At 46.6% G+C, this 19,148-nt stretch carries 23 protein-coding genes; all 23 read left to right on the forward strand.

The annotated features are described in order from the left end of the window. The first annotated feature begins 15 nt into the window (after positions 1–15). On the forward strand, positions 16–1,035 hold the full coding sequence (locus DWY57_RS06130) for a hypothetical protein (protein ID WP_004328553.1): 1,020 nt from the start codon (positions 16–18) through the stop codon (positions 1,033–1,035). A gap of 1,032 nt (positions 1,036–2,067) precedes the next feature. After that, positions 2,068–2,517 (forward strand): hypothetical protein, encoded by a 450-nt coding sequence (locus tag DWY57_RS06140; RefSeq protein WP_040293443.1) that lies wholly within the window; start codon positions 2,068–2,070, stop codon positions 2,515–2,517. Next, positions 2,514–4,073 (forward strand): ankyrin repeat domain-containing protein, encoded by a 1,560-nt coding sequence (locus tag DWY57_RS06145; protein ID WP_119961475.1) that lies wholly within the window; start codon positions 2,514–2,516, stop codon positions 4,071–4,073. Before DWY57_RS06140 ends, DWY57_RS06145 begins: the two co-directional genes overlap by 4 nt. A 10-nt stretch (positions 4,074–4,083) precedes the next feature. Continuing rightward, positions 4,084–5,055, forward strand: coding sequence for an ankyrin repeat domain-containing protein (locus tag DWY57_RS06150; RefSeq protein ID WP_004328549.1), 972 nt, complete (start codon positions 4,084–4,086; stop codon positions 5,053–5,055). Positions 5,056–5,096: 41 nt separating this feature from the next. Further along, complete coding sequence (locus tag DWY57_RS06155; RefSeq protein ID WP_004328548.1) at positions 5,097–6,125, forward strand: DUF1266 domain-containing protein; 1,029 nt, start codon at positions 5,097–5,099, stop codon at positions 6,123–6,125. Between the two features lie 46 nt (positions 6,126–6,171). Continuing rightward, positions 6,172–6,879, forward strand: a complete 708-nt coding sequence (locus DWY57_RS06160; protein ID WP_004328547.1) for a hypothetical protein — start codon at positions 6,172–6,174, stop codon at positions 6,877–6,879. A gap of 14 nt (positions 6,880–6,893) precedes the next feature. Beyond that, positions 6,894–7,454 (forward strand): LemA family protein, encoded by a 561-nt coding sequence (locus DWY57_RS06165; protein ID WP_004328546.1) that lies wholly within the window; start codon positions 6,894–6,896, stop codon positions 7,452–7,454. 3 nt (positions 7,455–7,457) lie between these two features. Then, positions 7,458–8,486 carry a DUF3137 domain-containing protein gene (locus tag DWY57_RS06170; RefSeq protein WP_004328545.1) on the forward strand — a complete coding sequence of 343 codons (1,029 nt, stop codon included), beginning with the start codon at positions 7,458–7,460 and terminating at the stop codon, positions 8,484–8,486. Positions 8,487–8,523: 37 nt separating this feature from the next. Further along, complete coding sequence (locus DWY57_RS06175; RefSeq protein ID WP_004328544.1) at positions 8,524–9,177, forward strand: hypothetical protein; 654 nt, start codon at positions 8,524–8,526, stop codon at positions 9,175–9,177. A gap of 35 nt (positions 9,178–9,212) precedes the next feature. Continuing rightward, positions 9,213–9,671 (forward strand): hypothetical protein, encoded by a 459-nt coding sequence (locus DWY57_RS06180; RefSeq protein ID WP_004328543.1) that lies wholly within the window; start codon positions 9,213–9,215, stop codon positions 9,669–9,671. Between the two features lie 11 nt (positions 9,672–9,682). After that, positions 9,683–9,949, forward strand: coding sequence for an immunity 17 family protein (locus tag DWY57_RS06185; RefSeq protein WP_004328542.1), 267 nt, complete (start codon positions 9,683–9,685; stop codon positions 9,947–9,949). A gap of 50 nt (positions 9,950–9,999) precedes the next feature. Beyond that, a complete protein-coding gene (locus DWY57_RS06190) occupies positions 10,000–10,920 on the forward strand; it encodes a hypothetical protein (RefSeq protein ID WP_004328541.1) in 921 nt (306 codons plus the stop codon). A gap of 145 nt (positions 10,921–11,065) precedes the next feature. Continuing rightward, positions 11,066–11,821 (forward strand): DUF4261 domain-containing protein, encoded by a 756-nt coding sequence (locus DWY57_RS06195; RefSeq protein ID WP_009316592.1) that lies wholly within the window; start codon positions 11,066–11,068, stop codon positions 11,819–11,821. Then, on the forward strand, positions 11,818–12,642 hold the full coding sequence (locus DWY57_RS06200) for a hypothetical protein (RefSeq protein ID WP_119193658.1): 825 nt from the start codon (positions 11,818–11,820) through the stop codon (positions 12,640–12,642). The genes DWY57_RS06195 and DWY57_RS06200 overlap by 4 nt, the downstream gene beginning before the upstream one ends. Before the next feature lie 12 nt (positions 12,643–12,654). Further along, the gene (locus DWY57_RS06205; protein ID WP_009316590.1) at positions 12,655–13,773 is read left to right on the forward strand and encodes a site-specific integrase; all 1,119 of its coding nucleotides are present in this window, start codon (positions 12,655–12,657) and stop codon (positions 13,771–13,773) included. Positions 13,774–13,844: 71 nt separating this feature from the next. Continuing rightward, on the forward strand, positions 13,845–14,336 hold the full coding sequence (imm9, locus tag DWY57_RS06210) for an Imm9 family immunity protein (protein ID WP_008620116.1): 492 nt from the start codon (positions 13,845–13,847) through the stop codon (positions 14,334–14,336). A gap of 45 nt (positions 14,337–14,381) precedes the next feature. Beyond that, positions 14,382–14,750 (forward strand): Imm44 family immunity protein, encoded by a 369-nt coding sequence (locus DWY57_RS06215; RefSeq protein ID WP_004295261.1) that lies wholly within the window; start codon positions 14,382–14,384, stop codon positions 14,748–14,750. 68 nt (positions 14,751–14,818) lie between these two features. Next, on the forward strand, positions 14,819–15,829 hold the full coding sequence (locus tag DWY57_RS06220) for a hypothetical protein (protein ID WP_009316587.1): 1,011 nt from the start codon (positions 14,819–14,821) through the stop codon (positions 15,827–15,829). 144 nt (positions 15,830–15,973) lie between these two features. Further along, positions 15,974–16,522, forward strand: coding sequence for a hypothetical protein (locus tag DWY57_RS06225; RefSeq protein ID WP_009316586.1), 549 nt, complete (start codon positions 15,974–15,976; stop codon positions 16,520–16,522). Between the two features lie 70 nt (positions 16,523–16,592). Continuing rightward, complete coding sequence (locus DWY57_RS06230) at positions 16,593–17,183, forward strand: DUF4948 family protein (RefSeq protein ID WP_009316585.1); 591 nt, start codon at positions 16,593–16,595, stop codon at positions 17,181–17,183. A gap of 23 nt (positions 17,184–17,206) precedes the next feature. After that, positions 17,207–17,518 carry a hypothetical protein gene (locus DWY57_RS06235; RefSeq protein ID WP_081032677.1) on the forward strand — a complete coding sequence of 104 codons (312 nt, stop codon included), beginning with the start codon at positions 17,207–17,209 and terminating at the stop codon, positions 17,516–17,518. 239 nt (positions 17,519–17,757) lie between these two features. Next, positions 17,758–18,201 carry a hypothetical protein gene (locus DWY57_RS06245; protein WP_018665640.1) on the forward strand — a complete coding sequence of 148 codons (444 nt, stop codon included), beginning with the start codon at positions 17,758–17,760 and terminating at the stop codon, positions 18,199–18,201. Further along, positions 18,198–19,025 (forward strand): hypothetical protein, encoded by an 828-nt coding sequence (locus DWY57_RS06250; protein ID WP_009316582.1) that lies wholly within the window; start codon positions 18,198–18,200, stop codon positions 19,023–19,025. Before DWY57_RS06245 ends, DWY57_RS06250 begins: the two co-directional genes overlap by 4 nt. Positions 19,026–19,148 lie beyond the last annotated feature (123 nt).

Genomic DNA, 19,148 nt, shown 5'->3' on the forward strand with positions numbered 1-19,148 from the left:
TAACGGAACAAGGATATGTACAGACGGTTTCTCAATAATGACGATTATCTTGGGATAATTACTCCGGAAGCACTAGCACAACTCACGCGGGGCAATGATGCACGATTCATCCAGGCGGAAGAATCGGCGGAGATGAGCATTGTGGAATATTTGTCGGAGAACTACGAGATTGAAAAGGAACTTGCAAAAGGAAAATATATCGCCGAATACGACCGTCGAATTACCTATCCCGTGGGTGTGCATGTCTATTTCGAGGGACAAATCCATGAGGTGACACGCTCCGTCAGCGGCTATCGCAAGCCGGCAACGGCAATCTATTGGGAAGAGTGTTCCGATATCCACGTCGATGCGGGACAAGTTGTAAATTATTCCCAGTTCAACACCTATTATCCGGGTGATAAAGTAAACTACAACGGTGTTGTCTATATTTGCCTTGCCGAAAACGGGTACAAGTTCGATGATATCCGTATCCCGATGGTCGGCGGTTGGATCGAGACGGAAGTCACGTTATGGCAGCCTGTCGAGTATCCTCTGTGGTCAGTCGTTGAATATGAAGGGGCGTTCTATACTTTGATGACGCTTGACTGTTTCGATTGCAATCTTGACCCTATGGTGTCCGACTGTTGGGGAGCCATAGCCGATTACGATTCATCATACAATGCCTACGAATTGTCGGAACACGAATATGTAGTTTATGACGGACGGGTATTTTACCCGGAAACGGATGTGAACGCGGACACGCCGCAAGTCGGTCTAAACCTATCATTACACGATCCACGAAACTACAACCTCAAGAAGCATATGGTTCGATTGGCTATCTACGAGCTCACGAAACTCATTGCCCCGAATAATGTCAGTGTTGTCCGTATGCGCGATTACGAGGATAGCATGAAATGGCTTAATGATGCCGCCAAATTGCGACTTAATCCACAAATCCCTCGTAAAGTCGATGACACGAAAAAGCCGGTTACCGATTGGCAACTGGCTACTTTCCAAACAGATTATGACCCGTATCGAAACCCGTGGCTGACCTAAATAACAGTAAATACCGCTACCGGATTTGTTGTCGTAGTCTTTACCATGAACAAGAAACGAAATTACTGCTTGTTTGTTAGTTCCGTTTCCACAAGAGCCCCCCTGATCGGGTGGCAAGTTCCTTGTAATATGCCGCCAAAAGAAGATATAAATTTGGCCTTTTAGAATAATCCAATCTGCTATATTCCTTACTGCCTTTGCGGTATTTAATGATCTCAAGACATTGAATAATTACTTACTTGTTTTTGTGCCCGTTGGATTTAGGTTTGAATAAGGCATGAAGTCTTATCACGCACACCAACAATGTTTCATAATCAACATGAAAGTAGAGGCGTTCATCTTTCAGACTACATTGAAAGTGAATCCGATAGCGGCATGAAACGGTTCTCCCTACAGGACGGGCAGATGAGCAACTGCATGCTCTCTGCCCGTTTTCTATGGTACAAGGCAATTATAATAAAGCCATTTTTATTTTTCCCTGAAAAAAGTGTCGGTTATTTCATTGCAGAACAAAACATTTTTCTAATTTTGTATTTGAAGAAGTATTCACTCTAATAAACTGATATGTATGACAATGGATACATTGTAAAATGTCGCTCGATTTTAACAAATGATATTTGTTTGAGCGAAGCTTCGCATAAAGCGGACGTTTTTCTTGTGTGCATTAGTTACCTTACATATTCCCTTAAAAAGTGTATTGATAATTTGGCAGTGTGGAAAATTCGTGTAAACACACACACACACACACACACACAATTATCGCGCGTCAATATATAATAAAACATTTAATTTACAATGGATTACCGGAATCAATTATCCGGGGTTATCCTTGTCTTACGACAAAAGTTCCTATAAATACTCATCCTCTGCCATATTGTCTCAAAAAAGGCAGGATATTTTTATGGTCCGACGGTACTGGGGAGCGTTCTCTGCGCCCGAATATCGTCGGTTTTTTGTTTCCACCCATAACAGTCTGAAATCTCTTTTAGTGTTTAAGTATCTATGATTGGAATATATGGAAATAAACAAACCATGCCTGAATCCCAGAAAAAAGAACTTTTCTCCGCAGGTATTACCTATATGGTAAGTGGCGAATATGCCTTTGCCTTCTCCTGTTTCACGCAGGCAGGAAAGTCTGACCTGCCGACACTTTACAACAAGGCGTTATGCTGCTACTACCTTTCTCTGTATAATGACTGCCGTTCCCTGCTGTTGGAAGCGGAGAGGCTGCTGCCACCGTTAACGGAACGTCTGCCGGAAAACCTGCCGGAAGCCGTCCTCCGCTGGGAATACGAAAAAAGCCCTGCCGGTTGTCCCATGCCGGAGGATGCTCCCGATAACCTCGCCGCCGTACAACTGTTGAGGCTGAAAGCGAAAGTGTCGGCCAGACTGCACCTGCACACGGAGGTGCGGACTATCCACGCCCGTTTGGGCAATAAATATCAACACATTGAAGAACTGATAAAAAACATACAACCATGAAATACAGTGACATATACAGACTTTATTCGACAAGTCAGCCGAAGGATGCAATTCATCAGGCGCTCAGAGAAGTGCCCGTCGATGACAGCGACGAACAGTACGAAGACCGTTCTCCGTTGCATCTTGCCTGCCAGTATGGAGACGCGGAGGGGGTCAAGATACTTCTTGAACGTGATGCCGAACCCAACACGAAGGATGCAAACGGTTCCACCCCGATTCATATCCTCGGCAGAACCAGTGCCGGCCGTGCAGATGAAGACAAACTGAAAGAAATAGCTGTCATGCTCATGGAACATGGAGCGAATATACCGCGTTCGGCCAAGAATACGACGGCCCTTATCGAGTGCGTAAGGAACCGTCATTTCAAGATGGCGGAAGCGATCATAAATTCCGGAGCACGCGTCAACTCAACCGACCTTAACGGCGAGAACGTGCTTTTCGGTTTTTGTGCCGCTTCAGGCGACATCAGAAGGGATATCCGGTTCGCGAAAAAGGAACTGGACGAATCCGTACAATACAGTTACCCCGAAAACAAGATAGAGGAAATCAGGAGCAGGATTGCAAGGCTGGAGGATGATGGCGAAGCCGCCTACCGACTTGCCAGAAGGCTTGTTGAAGAAGACAAGGCCGATCCGGAAGACAAGTCAAACAGTGGAAAGACAGCCTGGGATGCCGCCATAGAGAACAAGGCGATGAAGATCGCGGCCTTCCTTTCCGGAAGCGACCCCAATGTTGACGAACTTTCGACCTTGCACGGCAACATGGACATATTCCAGGCTATGTACATGAAGGATATGGAGGCGCTGGATGCCATTCTGCGTTCGGGTGCAGACCTGCAGACGGTGTGCGAGCACAAGGATATGTATGACTTTGAAGGCAAGTCGCCCCTCGCTTGTGCGTTCAGTTGGTTTGACAGCATACAGGATGCTCCGGCCATGATTCTGAACGGCGGAGCGAATCCGAATTACCGTTTCCCGAATGAAGAGACGGCTTTTTCGGTATGGGTGAGTAAGGACTATTTCTGCAAGGATACCGAGGTTTACAAGGGGCTGCTTGACCTGATGAAGGAAAAAGGCTGGAATCCCGAGCTTCCTGTTGATACGGAAGGCAACACGGCACTTGCCCTTTCCTGCCGCCATACCGGCTACAGGTTGGGTAAAACGGCATTCGGTTGGCTGCTCAAGGGAAAGGCCGACCCCAACGCCGCCAATCTTTCCGGCCAAACTCCCATGATGATTCTCTTCGGTGGTCATAAGGCGAACGAAAAATATGTGCCTTACGGCTGGTCAGCCGGTTCTGACGACCCCACGGAAATCCTCGAAAAGCTTCTCGAAGCCGGAGCTGACGTGAACAAGACGGACAACCGGGGAAACACCCTCCTGCATTATGTGGCGGCATGTTGCCGTGACAGCATAGCACAGAAAGCGATTGAACTCCTGCTGGACTTCAAGCTGCCTGACGTAAATGCCGTAAACAATGAAGGCAAAACGGCCATGGACGTGGCGGCAGACTACAACAATGACAATCTCGTAAGACTATTATTGAAATATTCTTAAACAAAGATATATGGACAACAACCAGACATTTCTCAATGCTTGCCGAAACGGGCAGAAAAGCATTGTCCAGATATTCCTGAAAAAGGGAGGAATTGACATCAACAAAAGGGATCAGGAAGGAAACACTGCTCTTTATTATGCCTGTCAGAAAGGCTACAGGGACATAGTGGCTCTGCTTCTTGACAACGATGCCGACGCGTCATGTATCAACAACCGTTCCGAAAGCCCGCTCCACGCGGCGGCACGGAGCGGCAACAAGGAAATCCTCGGGAAGCTGCTCCAGAAGGGGGCCGACATCAACGTGACGGACAATGAAGGACGAACCCCGCTGATATGCCTGCTTGACAACAAGCGTACAGATGCCGCCCTTTTCCTGATGGATCAGGGAGCCGATACGGAGGTCGCCGATGCCTCCGGCCACAAGGCCATCGACTATGCCACAGCCCACGGGCTGCGGGAAGTGGTCGCCCGACTCTCGTGCGGGAATGACCGGGATGCACGTGGCAACACCCCGCTTCATCAGGCCGTGTATAACGGACAGGGTGAAATTGTCCGCACGCTGCTCCTGTCAGACAAGTCCATGCTTGACTCGACGAATGACGGCGGAGAGACTCCGCTGATACTCGCCTGTATGCAGGGGAATCTTGTCATGGTCAACCTTCTTCTCGGGGCCGGAGCCGATCCCGGCAAAGCTATGCTGAGCGGCAATGCCCCGATACATTACGCGGCCATTTCAGGTAACCGCTTTATAGGCGAGGCTCTGCTGAAGGCCAAAGCTGCGGTTGACGCACAGAATGACAACGGGGAAACCCCGCTTATTCTTGCAGCCAAGGAGGGCCACAACGATTTTGTGTCCGTCCTGCTTGAATTTCACGCGAATGTTAGCATCTCAGACAACCTCCAGCACACCGCCCTGTACTATGCAGGAGAGCGCGGCTTCAACGAAATCGTGGAAAAACTTCTTGAAAACGGAGCGGAATAAACAGGTAAGATATTCATTAACAAATTTAATATTAGAAAGATATGGCAGAAGAAACCAAGAAGACACCTCAGACACCCGAGGAAATCGCAAGAGAAGCACAGGCTCAGGCCATGAAAGCAGCACTGGAACAGGCGCAAGCCTTGTATGGCAACGTACCCGGATTTGAAGGCACCGACCTGATGAAGATGCATGAAAAGCTGATGCAGGACTCGGCCGAGATGTTCCCGGGAGTTGCGGAGGCACAGGCATACCAGGCAAAGATGATGGCAGAATCCGCCCAGGATCCCGAGGCGATAATGGAGACCTACAGCAAAAACATCGAGTTCGCAGGGAACATGATGCAGCAGGCAATGAATGCCGGATTCATGCCGGAAGGTTTACCGGATTTCTCGGACGGTTTTGACGTATATGCAGGTTGGGAAATCACCCGCAAGGGCGACAACAGCCTGACACCTGAACAGAACAAACTTCTGGCTTATGGGGCACCTCTGTTCCTATACAACGATGACAACGTGGACTCCCTTGAAAGTACAGCAGGCACGGACACCCTTAAGGAAATGCTTGAGGAATGGTGGGAAGTTACTGACAGGAAGAGTGCCCTGGAGACCATCTCATGGCTGCTGAACGAAGGCCAACATGCCGGTGCGGATCCGGCCTTGGCTGAAATCCGCCAGCGTGGAATCGAGGCCATCACCGAGGAAGAAAAGGCGGACGAGGACAGCAAGATCGGCGATGCGTTCACGATAGCTGAATTTGTAATGGGAGTAAATGAAACGACGGAAGCGGACCTGCCCGAAACCGTGCTGGCATGGGACCTTGTACGTGCCGTGAACATGGCCCGTTGGGCTTTCATCTGCGGCTACATCAATGAAGACGAAATGTGGGAAGCCATCAGAACCACTGCCGGCATAGCCAAGGAATCCTTCAGTTCATGGGAAGAATACGGCAACAGCTTTGCCGTGGGACGCGGAATATGGAGAGGCGAAACAGATGACTACGAGACTGCGGATGAAGTCGTGGGAGCGCTTCTCAATAAAGAAGATTCCCCTTGGAAGGCAATCGAATGGTAGAATCCAAAAAAAATAGAATCAACAATATCTTAAAAGTTTTACGATTATGGCACTTTTCAAAAATGCAGCAACAGAATGGGAGAAAACCATGACAGAGAATGATCTTGACCAAATGGAAGCACAAGGTCTTGACGTAAGTAAATACAGGGAGAAACTGGCCGCACGGCGTGCAAAGGAGGCCGAAGAAGCCAAGCGAGACAGGGAACTGTACAAGAACCCGACACAGCTTGACAAGATGAAACCGTACATGCAGACGCCACGCAGTTCTGAGACCGAGTTCTTCAAGAAACTTGCAGGAAAGGCACCATGGCTGGGCAAAAGCAAGTGGTTGAGAAAATTCACGGAAGGATATATCGTTTACGCGGGGATTGTCAGTGCCCCGGCAGAGGCGTGGAAAGGCGTGAAGCACAAGGACGACTCTTTCCATGGTATTGGCATATACGCACTGGACAAGGGACACATGAACGATATGGAATGGCTGAAGAGAGTGATGGAAAAGCTGCGCAACATGTGTGAAGGCAGGCAGCCGGTAGCTCCCGGATGTGAGGGCGTAGTCAGTCTTGCCAAGGAGGAGGACTGCTGGTCAACCGTGAAACTGAGTGGTGAAATCGTGGAAGGCGCCGATGTGGAAGTAAGGAAACTTGTCCTTTATTACAAGGAACTTCCCCAAGGCTATCTTCCTTCAGACGGCATCGTCCCCCACTTCTACTGGGAAGGGACAATCAGAGTCATACCGGCTGAATTGTATGTCTAAATCCATCTGAAAATATGATTATAGCCGTTATATGTATTATCGTGGTACTGCTCATAATTATTTTATGGGCAGTATTCACTAACAACAGCCTTATTGCAAAGAAGAACCGGGTCAAGCAATGCAGAAGTGGTATCTGCGTGGTCCTCAAACAGAGGAATGACCTGATCCCCAATCTTGTCGCATCCGTAAAGGCATACATGGGGCACGAGAATGAGATTCTCATCCGCATTGCCGATTTGCGGTCAAGGGCTTCGAACGCTACAGAGTCCGAGCAGATAAAAAGCGGTACGGAAATGTCCTCGCTTCTGTCAAGACTGAATGTGGCGGTGGAAGACTACCCGGAGCTGAAGGCGAACCAGCAGTTCCTTCATCTTCAGGTCCAGATCGAGGACATGGAGAATGAGCTGCAGGCAATCCGGCGCACCTACAATGCCGCTGCTACCGATTATAACAATTACATTGAAATGTTTCCGTCGTCGATAATCGCATCCTGGCGCAAGCATGAGCAGCAGGAGTTGATAGAGTTCCCGGAAAGTGAGATCAAGGAAGTGAAAGTGGGAGAATTATTCAAGTAAAGCATGGAAGAAAGTCAGAATATAGATTTCAAGGGCATTTCCCTTCACATGAAGAAAGAGATGTCCCGTATCAGGATGCTCCGGATTGTGTTCCGCATCCTGACCTCCATTGTCTATCTGTGTACCGTCGTGTGGTTCGGTTTCTGTATCTTCGGCGGATTCCTCGTGGACCGTACTGACTATGAGACTTCCGTCACCACGGGAAAATACCTCATGATAGGCTTTGCCGTATTTTTTGTACTTCATTTCGCATTCATGAAATGTTTTGCCGCGCTGAACAAGAGGGAAACCTACACGATGGCCCACATCATCTACCTGCTGTTCCCGGGAGCAAGGTACAATCCTTCCGGTTCCATACAGCCGAAAGTCTTTGCGGACAGCCGCCTGTTCGGAACGGCATTGTCATCGGGCAATTCGGTAAGTTCGACCTGTTACGGCCGTCTTGACATTCCCGTCGGAAATGACATGATGACTGTCGTGGATGCCGGTGTGACTTCAGCCAATTCGAAAGATTTCTCGGCCTTCAACTTCCTTGAAGTGCCGTACCAGTATTTTATCCGTCCGATATTCGGAGTCAGGATAGAGAGCACGATGCACAGTTTCAGGGGCATGTTCGGGTGCTGCAAGCTGAACCGCACCTTCAGGGGCTACGTGATGCTGCTGCCCGACCATCTGGAAAACAAAATCGGCTACCTGGCGCAAACAATCCAGGGAATGAAGGAAAAGTACGGGGCAAAATTCGTACATTTGGAAGACCCGGAGTTCGAGAGGCATTTTGCCGTGTACGCGGATGACGAGGTGGAAGCCCGCATGGTGCTCACCCCGGCGATGATGCGGAAGCTGACCGCCCTGCGGAAATCCTTCAGCCGTGACCTGATGCTCTCCTTCAACGGGAACATGTTCTACTACGCATCCGACACTCCGGACGGTTTCTTACGTCCCGGCAGGAAGTCGCTGGATGACGAACATCTGCTGGAACAACTGTACAGGGAGGTGAACTTCTGTCTCACTGTAGAAAATGGAATCAAATAATCAACAATAATCGAAAACGAATAAAAAGAATTACAACATGAGCGAACTTAAAAATCTGTCAGCCATTCTTGAAGGAGGTGCTGTTCCGGCCGGTTATAACGGGAAAGCAATCGGCAAATTGTCTAAGACATACCTCAAACTGGAAAACCGCAAAGTAGTAAACCTCTATCCCATCAGAACCGTGATGCACGAAGACAGCCGCTATTGCCTGTATGCCTGCCCGTTGAAAGGGACTGAAATTGACGAGGCCACCCTTCAGAGCATCAAGGCTGAAGTGGATACGCTGGAAATCGGTGAAATCCGTTATGATTCCGTACAGTCCTGTGGCTATGACTATTACATAGTAGATCCTGATACAGGCCGTCATATACTGACAGGACAACGGGATATGGATTCGGTAATGGAAATAAGCGATCATTATGACGGCGTCATCCTGTTCAGCAAATCGGTATTCTCGCCAAGAAAGGCCAATCAGCTTGATTGTGCCTATGCCTTGATCGGCATTGAAAAACAGCCCAACGAGTTCAAGATAGAGGCTATTCCTAATAGCGCGATAGGCCAAGCACCTACGATACTGGAATTTGAAGCTCCGCAGGAATCGCCTGCTGTCGAAAAATACAGGTCGGCCATGACGGTCCTGTCCATAATCATCACCGCGGCTCTGCTTATCTGGTACTTTTTCATAAAATAATATCACCGAACGAATAACTTCACTAATATCCGAATATGGCTACATTCAATTATTCTTCCAAATCGTCCATCAAGGACAATCTGACTGAAATCCTTGTCGGTGCCGGACTGATAATAGTACCGGTAGTTTATCCTTTCGGTATAAAAGTCGGTACACTTCGCATCCTCGGACCGTTACCAACAGCCATCATCCTTGCCCTTGTCGGACTGTACATGCTGTTCAGAGCCTGGCGGAAGATACATAAGGCCCGCAAGTTGGCTGCCAAAAGCTGTATCATCACGGTTGACGGCGATAAGGTGACATACCCGGTCATCGTGAAAGGAAATGTTGAGATGTGTTCTTTTACATTGTCGGAAATATCCAGTTCAAACTACAATTACGACAATGGTATTCTGACAATCACCCTCGCCAACGGCTCAACGGCCAAATTTGACGTTGATTTCTTTGACGGACTGCCACAGCTTAAAGAATTTGCGGCGCTCTTGAAAAAATAAACCGGTGAGATATGGAATGGTTGGATAAAATAAAGGATTTTCCGAATCTGATACAGCAGGAACCCCGCTACGGCTATCTGGTCGTGGCGGGCCTGCTTCTGATATGGCTTGTCGGTGTCATCTGTGGCTGGAAGTGGACGTATTCCCGTCCGGGTAGTACAGGAGGTAACTTCTGGATGAATCTGCTCGGTCCGAAAACTTTCCGGTTCTGGCTGGGAGTGATTCTTGCCGTCGGGATAGGACTGTCTCTGTACCTGTTCTCTATTTCCGGCAAATAGCTGAGTGCTCTTTCCCGGATGCCACCTGTAAACTTAAAAAGTGATTGAGTATGAAAACAATTCCAATTATAACCTTCTTCCTGTGCACGGTGATGTATGCCCATGCACAGCTTAACATCGTTCCCAAGAACGATGGACTGAAAGAGTACACGGTGACAAATGCCCACCCCTATGACAGCCTGACGAACGTGGAGAAGCGGAGTTTCACTTCCCTTCCGGGACAGACCCTGTACATGCATGGGGTAAAAAATGACAGGAACGGCTACTGGGATGCTTTCTACACGGTCAATTTCCTTACCGGGGATGACCGAACGGTGTACAAGGCGGTCAACATCAGTACCACCCCTTCTAAAGAGGTGGTGGGGAAATATTACGAGGTAGTGAAGGTCTGGACAAAGACAGACTACCTGTCGGCTGGATGCTGCCTGCTGCTCCGTGAAAAAGAAAGCGGTGATGAGATGTATTACAACCCATTCAGGTATCCGCTGAGCATGACCTGTATAGGGTATTATGAGAAACTGAAACGCTTTGTCGGACAGACATTCCTGTCACTTGCCAAGGCCGTCGAGACCGAGGACGGTCAGGTAATCACCCCGGCTGAAGGTGCGGAGTACCGTTGTGTGGACATCGGCCTGAAGATGAACAGTGACGGGGCGTTTCTGCTGATGGAAGGTGCTGACGGTGTCCGTGTGGAAGCATTTCCTATAGGCGGTGACGAGGTGTACGAGTTTGTAAGCACGGCACGTATCGGCCAGCTGGAAAAACGGTACGGCGAGAAATACGGGAAGCTGATTGCCTTCCGCAAGGTCGATACCGGCATGACGAGGGAAATGGTCATCGCCGCATGGGGCGAACCATACCACAAATCGGAAGTCAAGAAGGAAGGCAGGACTCTGGAGACATTGCGCTTTTCCGACAACCGCTATGTTGAACTGCTTGACGGGGAAGTACAGTATGTGCGCATCTATTGAACGGAGCGCAACCTTTATCTGTAAAGTCACAGGCAGGGCCTGCATTTATCGTATATTAACAGATGAAAGTACCAAGGAATCAGGGTAAAATACCTATCTTGCGCAAGAATCTTCAATAATTGACGACTCAAAAAGAAAGAACTATATGGAAAAGGATAATATCAAAGGATGCTTTGTCTCGTCCGTGTTGCTTTCACAAAATCAATGGGACAAGAAACAGTTCATCCATGACTTCGAGGAAGACTGGGGAATCGTCCTTACCGATGACGACGACAACGGGGACGTACTTGTCGGAATGTTCAGCGGCATGACATTGGCAATAGCCATCATGCCCGGTCCCGTACCCAACGGAGAAGCGGAACACTATGCACAGGGCAACTACCTGTGGAAAGATGCAACAGAAGTGGCACGACAACACGAGGCTCATATCCTCGTATCCGTGACCGGAGACCAATCCAACCTGCTGGAGAGAGCCAAACTGTTCACCAGAGCCACGTCTTCCTGCCTGAAACAGTCCTACGCTACAGCGGTATATACCGACGGTATGGTGTTCCAACCCGAATTTTACAGGGATATGGCCGCACTCCTGCAAGAAGATGAACTGCCCGTCATGGACTGGGTATGGTTCGGCATCTACCGCACACAGAAAGGAATCCCCGGCATCTATACCTACGGACTGAGAAAATTCGGGAAAGAGGAAATCGAAGTGTATGCCCCTGCCGATCTGAGTGACATCCGTGATTTCCTAATGGACATCGTGCATTATATCCTGTCGGATGATGTCACCTTGCAGGACGGGGAAACCATAGGATGCTCCGAAGAACAGAAACTTGCCATCACGCTTAGCGAAGGCATCGCTTTGGACGGCATGACATTGAAACTTGAATATCCGGACGAATGAGAAAGGTAAAGGGAAACATAAGAAAAATGCTTGCGGCCATCGTTCTCACGCTGCTGTGTTGTTCTGCCTTCGCACAGCGGATCGTGGAATCCGGTGACTTGCGAACCACCACGGACGAACAGCATGGAACAGTCGTCCATTATCTGAAGGGCGGAAAACGTCCGCTATCGGGCAAATTCCGTATCTTGCGGGGGCAGGATGAGGAAATAGTGCATTTTTCCAAAGGGGTTATGCAGGGCGAGTACAGGCGTTTCCGCAACGGCAGCCTGCGGGAAAAGGGCAAGTATACCGACGGCAGACGGCATGGTCTGTTCGTTTCCTATCATCAGGACGGAAAGACACCGCAACGGGAAGCACCCATGCAGTACGGGAAGATAGACGGTACGGTAAGGACATGGTTCAGCGACGGGAAGCCGGACATGGTTCAGGAATATAGGCAGAGCAAGCGGAACGGCAAGGAACAACGCTTTGACCCGAAAAGCGGCAAGCAGATCTACGAGGCAAACTATACCGACGACCGGAAAGAGGGAAAACAATGGAAAATCAGCGAGGATACCACCGAGAGATGGGTCAGCAAAACCGTCAGCCACTATAAGAACGGCGAACTGGACGGCCCCTACGAATACACGGCCCACCTACATGGCAAGCTGTACGCCTACAAATCCGGCTCGTACAAGAACGGCTACAAGCACGGTTCGTGGAAAGAAATCGACCGGGACGATATCGCAGTCCAAGGCGAATACACCGAGGGACGCGAGACGGGACACTGGATACGATATGATATCATAAGCGGAGAAATCCTGAACGAGTGGGACCGGTAAAATTTAAAAAACATGGAAATATATACTCCAAAACCCAAAATCAAACTTTCTCCTGTGGTAAGAAACGGGAGAGAATTTGTCGAAGTGACTTTCGGTAATGACAATGACATCCGCTTGTCGCTGTCGAAGGAAGAAAACGTACTGCTTGTCGGTGGCAGAGCTTATCTGCCGGCAGAGAATTTCGTGCTTGCCGAGTTCTTCGACCGCTATGTGAAAATGGCGTTTATAGACTATTCCGCCATCAAGGAAACCGCACCCCGTAAAGAGGAAGACAAACGGCCGCCACTGCCGGAAGGTTATCTGGAAAAACTCCAGCAAGTGCGTTACAGTGACCATACCGTAAGGGTATATACCTCCTATTTCCGCGATTTCCAACAATATTTCGAGGGGCGTAAGATTGAAACGGTTACTCCCGACGAGATAAACGACTACCTGCTGTATCTCATCCATGAGAAAAACATATCCTCCTGCCAGCAAAACCAGCGTATCAACGCCATCAAGTTCTATTACGAGAAAGTTCTCGGTCAGGAACGGCGGTGTTACAAGGTGAACCGTGCCAAACGGGAGAAGACGCTGCCCGACGTGTTGAGCAAGGAGGAAATAAAGAAAATACTCGACGTGACAGTGACAGACCTGCGTTTCTTCTGTATGTTCTCCATACTCTACTCCGCAGGGTTGCGCATCAGCGAACTGCTGGAACTGAAACCCGGCGACATCAACGAACCCCGCTCCCTGATACGGGTGCGTCAGGGAAAGGGCAAGAAGGACCGCTACACCCTGCTGTCAAAACCGTTGATGAAAAAGCTGACGGAATATAACAGACTATACAAACCGAAAGTGTGGCTCTTTGAACACAGACCGGGCGAACCTTTCACCGAGAGTATCGTGTCGAAACGGTTGAAGGCTGCGGCTCGGGAAGCGGGAATCACGAAACGGATTTATCCGCACCTGCTGCGCCATTCGTTCGCCACCCACTTGCTGGAGCAAGGAACCGACATCAAAATTGTGAAAGAGCTTATGGGACATAACAACATCAAGACAACGGAAAGGTATGTCCACATAGCCGACACTTTCAAAAGCAATATCAAAAGCCCGTTGGACGATCTGTTGATGGAGGAAGACGAGGTCTGATACTTAAAGAAAATAACAACCAAATCGGCTGATAGTATAACGTTATAAACTCTGGATATAAGGATGAATGTATGAATAATCAATATGCAGTTTTAATAAGTAGTGAAATCCCTGAACTTGGAGAATTGGACTTACTGCGCTCAATTTACCGAGAGTTGAATGGTTATATGGAAGATTACAATAACCAAATCAACTTAGATGATTTGGGAGATTGGAAACTTCTCATACAGATAAATCTTCGAAATACTAATGGGGGGATTGGGATTTTCAAACGGGCAAAACGTTTCCCATCTAATAAAGAGTTTGAAATATCTATTTCCATACCAGTACCAAATTTGGAGGAAGCACGCTATGGAATATCCGATATGACGGGGATTTATATTCCTTTAAATATTAAAAACTTCTACATTCTTTCTCCATGCTTTAGTAAATATGATAATTTGTATCATTATATTCTTGAGAGTGCAAAACAAACCATAGATGCAGCTTTTACTTATGGCTTTACATGTAACGGCAAAAGAATAAAGAAAAAAGAGTTTATAACAAACAGCACTACCGACTGAATAAGGCGGAACGCTGCAAACCATTACTAACGATAACAAATTTGTATGAAAGTTTTTATTGGAGGTGAATTGGAACATAGTATTTCTGATAAGTTTCGTAAAGCAAGAAACTCTGTAATAGAATATATGGATTGTCTATGTGATATTTCATATATTAATGAACTAAGTTTCTATGTATTCTGCTTAAAAGGATTTACTACAAATCCATTAAGTAGATATTCGAAAAAACGTAATCGGATAGAATTGGAAATTCTACTCCCATTTGATAAATTTGAAACAGCAAATGATTCTCAATGTGTTGAGATATTGAAACAAAGTATTCTTGATGCTATTGAGAACTATAAAAATAAAAACATTCCACAACAATATATTGATGTAATTGTAGAAAAAATGAAAGCATCAATTAATGAATGAATTCGTTAGTAACAAACAGCACTACTGCTTAAAGCGGAACGCTATTGAACATTATCAGTAAAAAGAATATGAAACATTTGAAGAAGAATTGCATCTATTTTATTGTGATTTTTACTATCGCTGTGGCGTGTGGCTTTGCGGGACTTGTAATCAAGGAAGTGAACAAAGGTACATTTTATGATCTGCCTACAGAAGAAGCTCTTAGCTTTTGTGTGCAGCTAGGACTGACAGCATTTACATCTCTGATTCCATACAGTTTGAGCGTTGCAACCTTCCTGGTCTTTTGGGCTATGGATAGAGAAAAGTGGACCGGTTTTTTCCGGACATTGGCAATCGGTCTGATTCTTGTCCTTCCTTTGTCGGCAATGACTTATTATTATGACTGGTTTGTGCGTCCACAGATGATGGTCATATCCGTCGGAAAAATAGTTGATATGAACCACAGCTATCCCCGGTCACTGGCGGACAAGTACGGTATAAGCATAGAACAGATATTGAACAAAAAGCCGATGTCTATGTCTAAAACAAAGCTGATAGCCCAGATTGATTCTCTTGAAACATCTTTTCAGGCTGATATTGACACATGCGGTCTGCTGCTCTCAATACTTCCGGATACCTTAGCATCAAAAGCCTATGACAGCTACCGATTGAGAGAAATCGGAGTTGTGTATCAAGATGCCGTTCATCCTGTTGCCAACGAAGACAGTCTGAGGTTGGTAGCACATACAGAATTGTACCAGCACGCAATCGGTGCATGGGAAACTTCAAACGAACTGCGACGTCATAGACTGGAATATTTTGGCAGGACTCTCAATACCGGGTATATATACATCGCTTATATCTTGTTTGCCTTCTTAGGTTATCTGCTCCGCTTCAAACCGATAAAGAAAATATTGGCTGTCTTTGCAATACTGATTGTAGCCGCCTGGATTTATCATGAAATAAATTCTATTGTTCAGGAATATGCAAAGAAACTAAATACGGAATCCCATCAAATTGTGGACGACACCTATAAAGAGATAGATGCGATAAGGGAAAGCAAACAGAGAGAAATGAAGACAGACACACAATTAGAATAATTGTTTTAACTACAATAAACTAAGAACCATTAGATTAAATAATGAAAAAGATATAATACTGATAACAACGCAGGATAACGGTAAGCCATTCCCTGCTGAACATTCAAAGCTTGAAGGAAAAGATTGAACAAAAAAAATAATGCCATGAAAAAAATCAATATTGGAGATTGGGTTACACAATATAGAACGGGTTATTGGAAAGTGAAAGAGTTGCATCCGAAGTACTCACCATTCGATTGTGACAGGTTGCACAAAGGCGAACCAATTGGTGTTGAAGCTGTGCTACAGAAAGCTTTCAACAATACATTCAAATTTAACATGGAAATGTCCACATGTGATTTGTCGCTGTGCCAACATGTAACCAAAGCTGTTATGAGAAAGATTGAAAAGTATTTCAAGGAACATCCTGATGATGAAATAAAATTTGAGACATCACAACTCCCTGTCCCGCCAAACGTTACTGCCATCCACTTGAATATAGATGATGCCCAACGCGATCACATTTCATCGCTATTAAACATTGAGTTACCTAATCTAACATATCCAAAGGTAAAAGAAATCTTGTCCGATAACGGTTTGACAGAGGTTTTGTGCGGAGCAGAAAACACGTTGCTCTTTCTCTACGGATATTCATGGGAACAGAATGAAAATTTTGACATGATTTATTCCAAATACGATTTTAAGAGAAAGTAAAACTCAATGGCAAAATAGCGAAAGCAATTTCTTAATTTACTTATTAAAGTAGTTATAAGACTGGAAGAACATGAGAATGTATTACGTAATCGGGGTTCTTATTACACTATTTCTTGCAAGCTGCGGAGAACCGCCTATGCCGCCAAGCGATGAGGAAATGATACGCCACTTTGCCACGCACGAGGCGGCGTTCCGTAAGGTGTACGAAATCATGTCAGAGAGTTCAGAAGGTAGTTTTCACTACCCGCCACTTTCTCCTGACGGGATCATTATACTTGATTCAATAGAGCAAAGTGATACATCCTATGAATCAAATGACGAACAAGACATCCCGGTATATGGGCTGTTAAAGCCAGACCGAATCCTACTCGACTCCCTGTTATCAGAGATTGGATGCGGTTTTATCCTTGTTGATCGCAGGGAATGGGAAACGGCAGATTCGGTATATGTGAGCCTTTTTATGCCGTACTACTCCCACAGTATCGTAGATGCAGGAACGTCCAAGAGTTTCGTTTACGATCCCGGATTGAGAAGCCGTCGGAATATCCGTATCACCGAACATGGCGACCTAAACGAGATCTACCGCAGGACGTACAACGACACCACGCTTTACAAGCCCATCAAGGAAGGTTGGTACATCGAGTTAGACCATTTACGATAACCTGAAATGATGAACAAAACAATATGAAATCAAGATTGGTATTAAGGATATTGTGGGGACTATGCTGTCTGCTATTGCTGTGGATGGTTGTCAGTGATTCTATACAATTCTCAAAGCATCCGGAACTTTACCCGATAGGTTGTGAAGGATTAGGTTGGAGCTATGAATCTTCCGAAAACTATATCTTTACAAGCCGGGTGGCGATTGGTTGGAGTGCCATCGGCTTTGTCGCATCTGCCTGCTATCGTTTCAAGTATAGCGGAAAAATACTGTTGGTACATTTTGTACTGACACTACTTCGATGTTGTTGGAATTGTATAGTCATTTATGGATAGGGGTTTGCTTTATTGTCCCTAACTAACGATTAAACGCCGGGAAACTTTCGGGCGAGACAGCTCCACCGACCTTAGGGAGAACGTCCAAACAAGCATCCCCAAAAAATGCTTTTGAGCATACCATAGAAAAAAGGAAGACCGAATGTTCTGAAGTTTCTTCCTTATGATATATATTTGTAATTGAGCGAAATGAAAAGATTGCCATAAACAGCGATTGGCTGCCGAACATTATGTTTAGAATGAAGAAACAGGAATATAAAGAGCAAGAACGACATTATTATTTCTTCGACTATCTGTTTTGGTTGGGAGAAATAACATGGGAGCATTATCACAAGGTCAGTTTCAAACAACCCCGTGGGAGTGATATGCTGTGGGCCTGTATCACGTTTTTTATATTCATGCCGGTTCTGACCATAGGCGGTCATTTTCTGGATGACTTGGCATTCGAGGTGTTTGGAGCCGTTCTTCTAATCGTGTTCTCCGTTTCTGTCTTCATGACAGACCGTCTGTTCGGCAAAATATACCCGCCTTCCCGGCGGAAAGCGGTCATGCAGCATTATGCGGGACGCAAGTTCAGTCCCTTCCGGCGCAACCTGTTCTTTTTCCCTCTCTATTTGCTTCTTATTCCCGCAATGGTTTTATTAGGAACTGCTCTGAAATGGATAACTGAAATACTCAAATGACAAATAGAAGAAACATATTCAGCCGTTTTTTCCGCCTGTTGGTGATGCTGCATAAAATTTCCTACGCGCATTTCACGGAATGGAACAATAAAAGGAAGCGAAAGGCATTTGCTGCCGGAATATACTTCCTGAGCATCCTCCCGGAATTCGTCCTGTTGGCCGGCACATTTCTGGCGGCAAGGGGACAAGACGGGTATGTACATCTGGTAAACGTGCCACAAAAGGTTGTTTTCTACGGTCTGGCGAGTCTGGCGGTGCTGCTGTCAGCCATCCCTCTGGGATTTTTTGACGACAAGAAGATATGCAAGGAAGTCCGGCAGGAACTCCGTGAACGTCCCCGTTACTGGAAACGAGCAATAGCAGTCTATTGGGCAGTTATCGTGGCTATGGTGGTGGCGGCGAATATTGTGTTTCCCACTTTTTCGGACAAGACAATGCCGCCGGAGAATGAGCGGACTGAAGTACCGCAAAGGTGGAGGGATTACCTTTCACTACGTTTTGCCATAGTAGCCCGTCAGGAAACGCCCAATGAAGTCTTGCAGCGTCTGATCGACCAAGACGGGCGCACGACACGCTACGGGAAACCAGTCTATGCCATGCAAGTAAGAAAGGAGGACATGGCTGGAGAGTTCCGTGTAGGGTTGCTGAGCCATGCCACATTCGAGGAAATCAGAGACGGCAGACGAAAATTTGTAGAATGTACATGGGTTAAGGGATATACGCCTGACAGCATTAGGATATTGCTGACCGTTTGGTACGAAATGAAGAAAGTAGAGCTTTGTCCGGTGGACTCTTTGGAATGGACGGAGGATATGGAGTTTTAAGATTTACAGAAACATGAAAAAAGTAATAACGGCCTCCGGCAAATGCTATGGGTATAACGTTCAAGATAAATGTGCAATTTATTTTGAATGAGTATGATGAAAAGTAGAATTTTAAGCAGAAAA

This window comes from Bacteroides sp. AF25-5LB (genome assembly GCF_003602965.1).
Classification (GTDB): domain Bacteria; phylum Bacteroidota; class Bacteroidia; order Bacteroidales; family Bacteroidaceae; genus Bacteroides; species Bacteroides uniformis.

Excerpts from the sequence above, each read along its gene's own strand:
- DWY57_RS06130 (WP_004328553.1), top strand. The coding sequence starts at position 16 with ATGTACAGACGGTTTCTCAATAATGACGATTATCTTGGGATAATTACT.
- DWY57_RS06140 (WP_040293443.1), top strand. The coding sequence starts at position 2,068 with ATGCCTGAATCCCAGAAAAAAGAACTTTTCTCCGCAGGTATTACCTAT.
- DWY57_RS06145 (WP_119961475.1), top strand. The coding sequence starts at position 2,514 with ATGAAATACAGTGACATATACAGACTTTATTCGACAAGTCAGCCGAAG.
- DWY57_RS06150 (WP_004328549.1), top strand. The coding sequence starts at position 4,084 with ATGGACAACAACCAGACATTTCTCAATGCTTGCCGAAACGGGCAGAAA.
- DWY57_RS06155 (WP_004328548.1), top strand. The coding sequence starts at position 5,097 with ATGGCAGAAGAAACCAAGAAGACACCTCAGACACCCGAGGAAATCGCA.
- DWY57_RS06160 (WP_004328547.1), top strand. The coding sequence starts at position 6,172 with ATGGCACTTTTCAAAAATGCAGCAACAGAATGGGAGAAAACCATGACA.
- DWY57_RS06165 (WP_004328546.1), top strand. The coding sequence starts at position 6,894 with ATGATTATAGCCGTTATATGTATTATCGTGGTACTGCTCATAATTATT.
- DWY57_RS06170 (WP_004328545.1), top strand. The coding sequence starts at position 7,458 with ATGGAAGAAAGTCAGAATATAGATTTCAAGGGCATTTCCCTTCACATG.
- DWY57_RS06175 (WP_004328544.1), top strand. The coding sequence starts at position 8,524 with ATGAGCGAACTTAAAAATCTGTCAGCCATTCTTGAAGGAGGTGCTGTT.
- DWY57_RS06180 (WP_004328543.1), top strand. The coding sequence starts at position 9,213 with ATGGCTACATTCAATTATTCTTCCAAATCGTCCATCAAGGACAATCTG.
- DWY57_RS06185 (WP_004328542.1), top strand. The coding sequence starts at position 9,683 with ATGGAATGGTTGGATAAAATAAAGGATTTTCCGAATCTGATACAGCAG.
- DWY57_RS06190 (WP_004328541.1), top strand. The coding sequence starts at position 10,000 with ATGAAAACAATTCCAATTATAACCTTCTTCCTGTGCACGGTGATGTAT.
- DWY57_RS06195 (WP_009316592.1), top strand. The coding sequence starts at position 11,066 with ATGGAAAAGGATAATATCAAAGGATGCTTTGTCTCGTCCGTGTTGCTT.
- DWY57_RS06200 (WP_119193658.1), top strand. The coding sequence starts at position 11,818 with ATGAGAAAGGTAAAGGGAAACATAAGAAAAATGCTTGCGGCCATCGTT.
- DWY57_RS06205 (WP_009316590.1), top strand. The coding sequence starts at position 12,655 with ATGGAAATATATACTCCAAAACCCAAAATCAAACTTTCTCCTGTGGTA.
- imm9 (WP_008620116.1), top strand. The coding sequence starts at position 13,845 with ATGAATAATCAATATGCAGTTTTAATAAGTAGTGAAATCCCTGAACTT.
- DWY57_RS06215 (WP_004295261.1), top strand. The coding sequence starts at position 14,382 with ATGAAAGTTTTTATTGGAGGTGAATTGGAACATAGTATTTCTGATAAG.
- DWY57_RS06220 (WP_009316587.1), top strand. The coding sequence starts at position 14,819 with ATGAAACATTTGAAGAAGAATTGCATCTATTTTATTGTGATTTTTACT.
- DWY57_RS06225 (WP_009316586.1), top strand. The coding sequence starts at position 15,974 with ATGAAAAAAATCAATATTGGAGATTGGGTTACACAATATAGAACGGGT.
- DWY57_RS06230 (WP_009316585.1), top strand. The coding sequence starts at position 16,593 with ATGAGAATGTATTACGTAATCGGGGTTCTTATTACACTATTTCTTGCA.
- DWY57_RS06235 (WP_081032677.1), top strand. The coding sequence starts at position 17,207 with ATGAAATCAAGATTGGTATTAAGGATATTGTGGGGACTATGCTGTCTG.
- DWY57_RS06245 (WP_018665640.1), top strand. The coding sequence starts at position 17,758 with ATGAAGAAACAGGAATATAAAGAGCAAGAACGACATTATTATTTCTTC.
- DWY57_RS06250 (WP_009316582.1), top strand. The coding sequence starts at position 18,198 with ATGACAAATAGAAGAAACATATTCAGCCGTTTTTTCCGCCTGTTGGTG.